At 75.2% G+C, this 2027-nt stretch carries 1 protein-coding gene and 1 pseudogene; both read left to right on the forward strand.

Annotated elements, in window-relative coordinates; translation table 11 throughout:
* Window positions 1–139 precede the first annotated feature (139 nt).
* Window positions 140–1222, forward strand: coding sequence for a polyprenyl synthetase family protein (locus ACOV8S_RS08290; RefSeq protein WP_448317025.1), 1083 nt, complete (start codon window positions 140–142; stop codon window positions 1220–1222).
* 100 nt (window positions 1223–1322) lie between these two features.
* A pseudogene (locus tag ACOV8S_RS08295) lies at window positions 1323–2027 on the forward strand (squalene--hopene cyclase); the annotation flags it as partial.

Here is a 2027-nt window from a genome sequence, read left to right on the forward strand (position 1 = left end):
CCCTGGGCCGTGCCCGCCCCGTCCGCCACACCTTCGCACCCGACCCGGCGCCCGCCGGGACCCTCCCGGGCGGCGTCGCGTGAGCGCCCGCGCCGCCGAAGGCGCTCCCCCCATCCCTGTCACCCCACGAGGAGAGATCGTGCCCACTGTGCCCCCGGCCGAGAAGGCCGCCGACGCGGTGAACGTGACCGCGCTGCTGGAGCGCGGCCGGACGCTGGCCACGCCGGTGCTCAGGGCCGCCGTGGAGCGTCTCGCGCCGCCCATGGACACCGTCGCCGCCTACCACTTCGGCTGGATCGACGCCGCGGGCAACCCGGCCGCCGGGGACGGCGGCAAGGCGGTCCGTCCCGCGCTCGCGGTGATGTCCGCGCAGGCCGCCGGCGCCGACCCCGAGGTCGGCGTCCCCGGAGCCGTCGCCGTGGAGCTGGTCCACAACTTCTCGCTGCTGCACGACGACCTGATGGACGGCGACGAGCAGCGCCGCCACCGCGACACCGTGTGGAAGGTGCACGGCCCCGCCCAGGCCATCCTGGTGGGCGACGCGCTGTTCGCCCTCGCCAACGAGGTCCTGCTGGAGCTCGGCACCGTCGAGGCCGGCCGCGCCACCCGACGGCTCACCGCCGCCAGCCGCGCCCTGATCGACGGTCAGGCCCAGGACATCTCCTACGAGCACCGCGAGCGGGTCACCGTCGACGAGTGCCTGGAGATGGAGGGCAACAAGACCGGCGCCCTGCTCGCCTGCGCCTGCTCCATCGGTGCCGTCCTCGGCGGCGCCGACGACCGCACCGCCGACGCCCTCGAGCGCTACGGCTACCACCTCGGCCTCGCCTTCCAGGCCGTCGACGACCTCCTCGGCATCTGGGGCGACCCGCAGTCCACCGGCAAGCAGACCTGGAGCGACCTGCGTCAGCGCAAGAAGTCCCTGCCGGTGGTGGCGGCCCTCGCCGCCGGCGGCCCCGCCTCGGAGAAGCTGGGAGCGATCCTCGCCGCCGACGCGAAGACCGCCGACCTGCGCCCGGCCGGCTCCGAGGACTTCTCCGAGGAGGAGTTCGCCTCCCGCGCCGCCCTTATCGAGGAGGCCGGCGGCCGCGCCTGGACCGCCGACGAGGCCCGCCGCCAGCACGCCGTCGCCGTCGCGGCCCTCGACGAGGTGCAGATGCCCACCCAGGTGCGGGAACAGTTCGTGGCGCTCGCCGACTTCGTGGTGGTTCGCACGAGATGATCCCGGAAGGTCCTCGCATCGCGTAGTCGCCGGCGGCTTCCCCCGGGAGCCGGCCGACGGCGGACCCGCAGCAGCCACACCACTGCAGGAAGGGGAAGCCATGACCGCGACAACCGACGGAAGCACCGGCGCGCTGCCCTCACGCGCCGACCCGGCGGCCGGAGTCCTCCCGGCCGACCACGCCGCCCGTCCCCCCGGGGACGGGGCGGCCGGCCCACGGGAGGCCGCGGCCCTCGCCGCCCGGCGGGCCGCCGAGCACCTGCTGGCCACCCAGGACGCCGAGGGCTGGTGGAAGGGCGACCTGGAGACCAACGTCACCATGGACGCCGAGGACCTGCTGCTGCGTCAGTTCCTCGGCATCCTCGACGAGGACACCGCCCGCGCCGCCGCCCTGCACGTCCGTGGCAAGCAGCGCGAGGACGGCGCCTGGGACACCTTCCACGGAGGGCCGGGCGACCTCTCCGCCACCGTCGAGGCCTACGTCGCCCTCCGGCTGGCGGGCGACGCGCCAAATGCCCCCCACATGGCACGCGCCGCCGCCTGGGTCCGCGCCCAGGGCGGCATCGCCGCCACCCGCGTCTTCACCCGCATCTGGCTCGCGCTCTTCGGCTGGTGGCCGTGGCAGGACCTGCCCGAGCTGCCGCCCGAGTTGATGTTCCTGCCGAAGTGGTTCCCGCTCAACATCTACGACTTCGGCTGCTGGGCCCGGCAGACCATCGTGCCGCTCACCGTCGTCTCGGCCAAGCGGCCGGTGCGCCCCGCCCCGTTCGCCCTCGACGAGCTGCACTCCGACCCCGCGGAGCCC

The organism is Streptomyces sp. CO7 (assembly GCF_053474865.1).